This window comes from Herbaspirillum sp. B65 (assembly GCF_000333555.1).
GTDB lineage: Bacteria > Pseudomonadota > Gammaproteobacteria > Burkholderiales > Burkholderiaceae_D > Herbaspirillum > Herbaspirillum rubrisubalbicans.
The window spans coordinates 1-6,673 of sequence record NZ_BADI01000005.1; the positions used below are offsets into that span (position 1 = coordinate 1).

A 6,673-nucleotide genomic window follows, 5' to 3' on the forward strand; every position below is an offset into this window, starting at 1 on the left:
GACCTGGCAGTGCATGACCGGGTCTTGCCGACGCAGGGGAGCATCCAGCTCGATTTTTCAATCCCGGCCGGGCCGGCGTGGTTTATCAGGTCTACGCCAGGCAGGACAGCGAACGCTACAAGACCTTTACCGTGGAGCCTGGCAAGTCCTTGTCGGCGCAGTGGAGCGGGGTGGGGCCGGTGGGTGGTTACGAGCTCAAGGTCTATGGCCCCAATGGCTTCCTGCGCGAGTTGCGGGGCAGCCTGGTGCGCCCGCAGTTGGCCGAGCCGGTGGTGCAGGCGCACCACGATGGCGAGCGCGGCGAGCTGGTCCTGACGCTGGAGAACCCCGGTGCGCAGCCGCTGCGCATCGTCATCCACGACCAGATTCATGGCCAGGCAACGCACACGCTGACCTTGGCAGCGGGGCAGCAATTGCGTTACCAGTGGTCGGTGGCGGCCAGCCATCATTGGTACGACCTGCTGTTGCAGGCCGAGGATGTGCCGGGCTTTGCACGTCGCCTGGCTGGCCACGTGGAGACCGGGCGCCCCTCCGTTTTCATCAGTTAGCAGTCCAGCGGCGGGCCGTATTGTTGCGGCCCGCTTCCTGCCTGTTCTTTGCCTGTTCTTTGCCTATTCTCTTTGCCAGGAAGTTTTCATGAATCACCTTGGTCGTCTCCTTGCCACCTGTACCCTTTGCCTGCTCATGGATCAAGCGCACGCCTTTCCCGCATGGCGCCAATCGGCGCTGACCACCCCCACTGGCGTCGTGCTGGTGTCTTCGCACCGTAGTTGCTGGACCGAGACCTCGGAGAATTCCCTGGACGGTATCCGGCGCTGCATCGCCGAGGGCATCGACATCGGCGAGATCGATGTACGTACCACGCGCGACGGCGCTCTGGTGCTGATGCATGACGAGACGGTGGACCGTACCACCGACGGCCAGGGGGCGGTGGCCGACCTGAGCTTGGCGCAGATCCGCAGCCTGCGACTGCGCGCCCATGGCGGCGGGCGCAAAGCGGCCTTGACCGCGCGCCGGGTACCCACGCTGCAGGAAGCGCTGGCCGCAGCCCGCGGCAGGATCCTGCTGAACCTGGACGTGAAGGCCGCCGACATCGGCCCGATGGTGGCCGCCATCATGGAGACCGACACGGCCCATGACGTGCTGCTCAACATCAATGAAGGCGTCGATCCGCAGCAGGTGGCCTGGGCGCGTTCGCTGGGCATTGCCGTGCAGACCCTGTATTTCGATGAAAAGACCGGCGCTTCCGGACGCCAAGCGCAACTGCAGGCGATGGCCCGGCAGGAGCCGACGGTGTTGCAGCCTATCTTCCACGATCCGGCGGTAGTCGACGCCGCGCGCCAGGCAGTGCAGGGACGTCCGGTACGGCTCTTGGTCAACACCATGGCGCTGGACATCGACAGCGGGCGTCCGATGAACCTGGCCGGCCCTTACCTGGACACGCTGGCGCTCCAGCATCCTGAACAGGTATGGGGCAAGCTCATCGAGAACGGGGTGAGCATCATCCAGACCGATGAGCCGCAGCGTTTGCTGGCCTGGTTGAAGCGCAAGAAGTTGCGGTGATGGATCAGAGAGAAAGCCCTGCGGGGCTTTTTTTGTGCCGGCGAAGGCCACGAAGGCAAAAAAAAGCCCACGACCTTGCGGTGTGGGCTTGAATCCAATTCTTTAGGAGGAAATTGGAGGAGACAGGTGTAACTTTACTGCTCTGCACCAAATCCATCCAATTTATCTTTCATATATCTGATATTCAGGATGGTTATGTCATGCGAATGCCATAGGAGGCATCCGCAGGCTGCAAACTCAAGCGGGACGGGCTTGTCCGTCGTCCACTCCAGACTCGGGTGAAGCTTCCTGCACCCGGGGCTTGCAGGGAATCTTGCAGGCCTTGTCGATGGCTGGCTCGGCGCTATATTGCATCGCCATAGGGTCAACCACCTGCTCGGTGAGTACCGGTTCGCCGATGATGGGCACGCGCAAGACCGTCGAGCAGCGGGTACCGTAATCGGGCGAGCGGATGAAGATGGGTGAGAGCATCCTTTCCTTTTCCAGCCCGATACCGGTATCGGGCAGGCGGCAGTCGTTGGCGCGGGTGCCGTCGGTGAGCATCTCGAAGAAGGTTTCTTCAGGCGCGCCCTGGCACAGCAGGCTGGCGAATTGTGCCTTGGCGCGGGTGAGCTTGGGCCAGGGCGTGTCCAGCAGGGCGTTGGAGAGGCCATAGACGCCATAGTCCAGCGGCTGCCCATTGCGCGCATCCTCGCCGCCCCGGTTGGAATACCACAGCATGGTGTCGCGATTGCCTAGCAACAGGTTGAAACCATTGTATTGCTGCGCACTGGCTTCGATCTGGCGCAGGTAGTCTTGCGGTTCCAGCGTGCCGGCCAGGTAATCGGCCACCAGTTGGCCGCGCGTGGGGGCGTCGCTACGTCGTTCGGAGGGTGCGCGTACATTGGTGATCGCCGCGAAACGGCCATCGCGGGTCACGCCCAGCCAGGTGCCGCCGCCTTGCAGGTCGCGCCCGGCATAGATGTGCGGGTGATCGTTCCACCAGTCGGCGTGGGCCGCCGGGCGGGCGTAGAACTCGTCGCGGTTGGCCGCCAGGATCAGCGGCATTCCGGGGATCACTTTCCAGGCGAAGATGATCAGGCACATGGGGCGACGTCCTCGAACTGTTCCACATGGCGCGCTCCCTGGATGAGTGCGCTGGCGCCGGCATCGTCCAGGGCTCGCTGCAGGGTCTGCGTGAACGCATCGATCCCGGCCGGCAGGATGGCTTCATAGACTTCCATCCAGGTCTGCAAGCCGTCCTCTTCACCGGGGCGGCGCTTGAGGGCGCCGGCAATGCCCAGGCGCGCTTGCAGCGTGGCTTGCACGCCCTTGATCTTGCCCAGCAGCGGGGCGGCATCGGTGCTGGCGACCCGGTAATAGATGTAGAGATCCATGGATTCGTCCCTAGGGCTGGTGGCTTGCACGCCGCTTATTGCGGATCGGCCAGCTCATAGGGCAGGGCGTGGAAATGCAGTGCCGGGCCATCGGCCGCACCCAGGTGGACGGTATCGTCGGCCGCGGCCAGTTTCATTTCCACCAGGGCCAGCGCATGGCAGTCGTCCAGGGCTTCGGCATTGACCACCATGCCGCAGGGCTGGCCGGGGTCGGCCGCAGCAAACACTTCCTGGCCGGCTTGTGCTGCCGCGCTATCGATGGTGGCCAGCATGGTGCGCCGCTTGAGCTTGCCCAGGTACTGGCTGCGCGCCACGATTTCCTGGCCGGGGTAGCAGCCTTTCTTGAAGTTGACGCCGCCGATCAGTTCGAAATTGATCATCTGCGGCACGAACTGCTCCTGGGTCGCAGCCACGATGCCGGGCACGCCGGCACGGATATCCGACAGGCGCCAGGCCAGGCTGGCGGTCGGCTTCAGGTGTTGGGCCAGCTTGGGCCAGGCTGCCGTGAGCGTGTCGACCGGGGCGATCCACTGGTAGCGCGCGCTACCGGCGGCGTCGGCCATGCGGATCAGGCTGCCGTGGCTGTTGTCGAGCTTGTCGTAGGGAGCGGCGGGCGTTACCGGGAACCATTCGGCCAGGGTATTGGCGGCGGCCGGGCCGACCAGGCCCAGGACGGCATACTCGGTACCGGCATCGGCCAGTTTGGCCTTGGCGCGCATGATGAACATCTGCAAGCGTTTCTGGATGGCCGGCTGCAGGCTGCGCGGCAGTTGCAGGTAGATCGTCTGCGCATCGCGCCAGATCAGCAGCGTGGCCAGCAGACGCCCCTTGGGCGAGCAATAGCCGGCCAGGCGGGCGGCGTTGCTGTCGAGGTGCTGCACATCATTGGTGAGCTGGCCATGCAGGAAGGAGGCCGCCTCTTCGCCAGTGGCGGCGATCAGGCCCAGGCCGGTCAGCGGGGCCATGAAGCTTTCCAGGCTTTGCGGAGCCGGCGCGTCGGGGCCGAAGCCCAGTACATCGTTGCTCTCGGCGTCGAACTGTGCGCCTTGTTGCGTGAGGAAGTCGCGCCAGGCAGAGGGCGATGGGGTCATGTCGGTCATAGGAAATCTTTTACGGATTACATCTTGCCGGGTCGGTCTACCCGGCAAATTAGGCAACTGTCGTGCCAGCGATTATCATTGATGCCTCGATTATAGTGATCTCCGAAAAATCGCGTCGGAGCAACAGGAATTTGGCATCTGGTATGAAGAAGTTATTGGCAACATTGTTCGTGCTGGCCGCACTGGTGGCCGCCGCAGGCGTGTACTGGAGCAAGCAGCCCATCGTGCCGCCCGAAGGCCAGGTGATCGCCTTCACCATCACGCCCGGCGCCGGCGTCTCTGGTGCTGCCCAGCAGATCGCGGCCGCCGGGGTGCCGGTCAATCCCGATCTCTTTGCACTGTATGCGCGCTTGTCCGGCGAGGGCGCCCGCATCAAGGCCGGCAGCTACGAGATCAAGCCTGGATACACGCCGCAGCGCCTGCTGCTGCAACTGGTGCGTGGCGAATTCGCCCAGGAGGCGCTGACCATCATTGAAGGCTGGACCTTCAAGCAGATGCGCAAGGCCATCGCCGCACAGCCCTCGCTCAAGCACGACACCAGCAACTGGACCGACCAGCAGATCCTGGCCAAGCTGACCACCGAGTACACCTATCCAGAAGGCCTGTTCTTCCCCGATACCTATCTCTTCGCCAAGGGCGCCAGCGACATGCAGGTCTACAAACAGGCCTTCGCGCTGATGAGCAAGAAGTTGAATGAAGCCTGGGCCCGGCGCGACCTGTCGCTGCCGTATCGCACGCCCTATGAAGCCCTGATCATGGCCTCCATCGTCGAGAAGGAAACCGGCCAGAAATCCGAGCGCGGCATGGTGGCCGGGGTCTTCATCAATCGCCTGCGCACGGGCATGTTGCTGCAGACCGATCCGACCGTGATCTATGGCATGGGCGATCGCTACCAGGGCAAGATCCACAAGGTCGATCTGTTGACCGACACGCCCTACAACACCTATACCCGCGCGGGCCTGCCCCCCACCCCGATTGCATTGCCCGGCGCCGCTTCGCTGGCGGCGGCATTGAACCCCGACAAGACCGAAGCCTTATACTTCGTGGCGCGCGGGGATGGCACCAGCCATTTCTCCAGCAACCTGAACGAGCACAACCAGGCCGTCAACCGCTACCAGCGTTGACGCCTTTCCTTTACCGTTTTCATTTGAGTAGCGATACCTTCATGGCATCAGGCAAATTCATCACCTTCGAAGGCATCGACGGCGCCGGCAAGTCGACCCATATTCCTTTCGTCACCGAGCTCTTGCGTGCGCGTGGACTGACTGTCGTGGCCACCCGCGAGCCGGGCGGCACCGACCTGGGCGAGCGCTTGCGCGAGCTGGTCCTGCATCACCGGATGCATCTGGAAACCGAGGCCCTGCTGATGTTCGCCTCGCGTCGCGAACACCTGGCGCAGGTGATCGAGCCGGCGCTGGCGCGCGGCGACTGGGTCATTTCCGACCGCTTCACCGACGCCACCTTCGCCTACCAGGGCGGTGGCCGCAAGCTGGCGTTAGACAAGCTCAATGACCTGGAGCAATGGGTGCATCCCCATCTGCAGCCGGATTTGACGCTGCTCTTCGATGTGCCGCTGGAAGTGGCGCGCGCACGCCTGGATGCCGAACGCACGCTGGACAAGTTCGAGCAGGAAAAGGCCGATTTCTTCGCCAACACCCGCGCCGAATACCTGCGCCGCGCCGCGCAGTTCCCGCAGCGTTTCCGCATCATCGATTCCACCCGCCCCATTGCCGTGATCCAGGAAGAGTTGCGCGCCCTGGTGGCGGCGCTGTAAGGGAAAACCATGTCCGTGACTTCATCCGAGGTGTTGCTGCCCTGGCAGGGCGAGAGCTGGCGCCAGTTGCAGCAATTGCGCGAGCGCCTGCCGCACGCGCTGCTGTTCTATGGCGCCGCCGGCACCGGCAAGACGCAGTTCGTGGAAGCCTTCGCCAAGTCCCTGCTGTGCGAATCGCCCACGCCCCAGGCCCATGCCTGTGGCGTGTGCGCCTCCTGCAACTGGTTCTCGCAATCGAATCACCCGGACTACCGGCGCGTGCGCCCGGAAATGCTGGAGGAGGAAATGGCCGAGGACGAGGCTGGTGAAGAAAAGAAAAGCACCAAGGCCAGCAAGGCCCCTTCCAAGGACATCAAGATCGACCAGATCCGCGCACTGGCTGATTTTATGAATGTTTCCACCCACCGCTCGGGCCTGCGCGTGGTGATGCTGTATCCGGCTGAAGCGCTCAACACGGCGGCCGCCAATGCCTTGCTCAAGACGTTGGAGGAACCGCCACCAGGCACCATGTTCCTGCTGCTGTCGAATCGCCTGGACCGCCTGTTGCCGACCATCCTCTCGCGCTGCCGCAAGTTCGCGCTGACTGCGCCCGGCCATGATGAGGCGCTGGCCTGGCTCAAGCAGCAAGGCGTCAAGGATGCCGACGCCTGGCTGGCCGAGCAGGGCGGGGCGCCGCTGGCGGCGCTGCAAGCCGCGCAAGGCGAGGGCCGCGAGGCCTTGGACGAATTGCTGCGCCATCTGGCCCAGCCCGGTGTGGACGGTGCCTTGCGCGCTGCCGACAAGTTGCAGAAGACTCCGGCGGCCGAACTGGTCGGCTGGGTGCAGCGCTGGCTGTATGACTTGCTGTCGCTGAAGTCGGC

The 6,673-nt window shown here is 63.8% G+C and carries 9 protein-coding genes; 5 read left to right on the plus strand and 4 right to left on the minus strand.

Going from position 1 to position 6,673, the window contains the following annotated elements:
• Positions 1-77: 77 nt before the first annotated feature.
• Positions 78-548 carry a phospholipase domain-containing protein gene (locus I5W_RS00060; RefSeq protein WP_044527717.1) on the plus strand — a complete coding sequence of 157 codons (471 nt, stop codon included), beginning with the start codon at positions 78-80 and terminating at the stop codon, positions 546-548.
• Here the strand turns inward: I5W_RS00060 and I5W_RS31890 are convergent.
• Complete coding sequence (locus I5W_RS31890) at positions 541-693, minus strand: hypothetical protein (RefSeq protein ID WP_159106093.1); 153 nt, start codon at positions 691-693, stop codon at positions 541-543. The genes I5W_RS00060 and I5W_RS31890 overlap by 8 nt on opposite strands.
• Between I5W_RS31890 and I5W_RS00065 the strand changes: the two genes are divergently transcribed.
• Positions 685-1,563, plus strand: a complete 879-nt coding sequence (locus I5W_RS00065) for a glycerophosphodiester phosphodiesterase family protein (RefSeq protein ID WP_017450371.1) — start codon at positions 685-687, stop codon at positions 1,561-1,563. The two genes, I5W_RS31890 and I5W_RS00065, sit on opposite strands and share 9 nt — an antisense overlap.
• A gap of 237 nt (positions 1,564-1,800) precedes the next feature.
• Here the strand turns inward: I5W_RS00065 and I5W_RS00070 are convergent, their stop codons facing one another.
• Genes I5W_RS00070 through ygfZ form a run of 3 tightly spaced genes read right to left on the minus strand, consistent with a single transcriptional unit; the run spans position 1,801 to position 4,039 of the window.
• Positions 1,801-2,649, minus strand: coding sequence for an NRDE family protein (locus tag I5W_RS00070; protein ID WP_044527718.1), 849 nt, complete (start codon positions 2,647-2,649; stop codon positions 1,801-1,803).
• A complete protein-coding gene (locus I5W_RS00075) occupies positions 2,640-2,939 on the minus strand; it encodes a DUF4936 family protein (protein ID WP_044527719.1) in 300 nt (99 codons plus the stop codon). The genes I5W_RS00070 and I5W_RS00075 overlap by 10 nt, the downstream gene beginning before the upstream one ends.
• A 35-nt stretch (positions 2,940-2,974) precedes the next feature.
• On the minus strand, positions 2,975-4,039 hold the full coding sequence (gene ygfZ / locus I5W_RS00080) for a CAF17-like 4Fe-4S cluster assembly/insertion protein YgfZ (RefSeq protein WP_044527720.1): 1,065 nt from the start codon (positions 4,037-4,039) through the stop codon (positions 2,975-2,977).
• Between the two features lie 143 nt (positions 4,040-4,182).
• Here ygfZ and mltG point away from each other — a divergent pair, with 143 nt between their 5' ends.
• From mltG to holB, 3 genes are all read left to right on the plus strand, one after another.
• The gene (gene mltG, locus I5W_RS00085) at positions 4,183-5,163 is read left to right on the plus strand and encodes an endolytic transglycosylase MltG (protein ID WP_044527721.1); all 981 of its coding nucleotides are present in this window, start codon (positions 4,183-4,185) and stop codon (positions 5,161-5,163) included.
• Between the two features lie 41 nt (positions 5,164-5,204).
• Positions 5,205-5,813: a dTMP kinase gene (gene tmk, locus I5W_RS00090; RefSeq protein ID WP_044527722.1), complete on the plus strand. Its 609-nt coding sequence runs from the start codon at positions 5,205-5,207 to the stop codon at positions 5,811-5,813.
• Positions 5,814-5,822: 9 nt separating this feature from the next.
• A partial coding sequence (gene holB / locus I5W_RS00095) for a DNA polymerase III subunit delta' (RefSeq protein ID WP_044527723.1) occupies positions 5,823-6,673 on the plus strand: 851 nt, incomplete at its 3' end.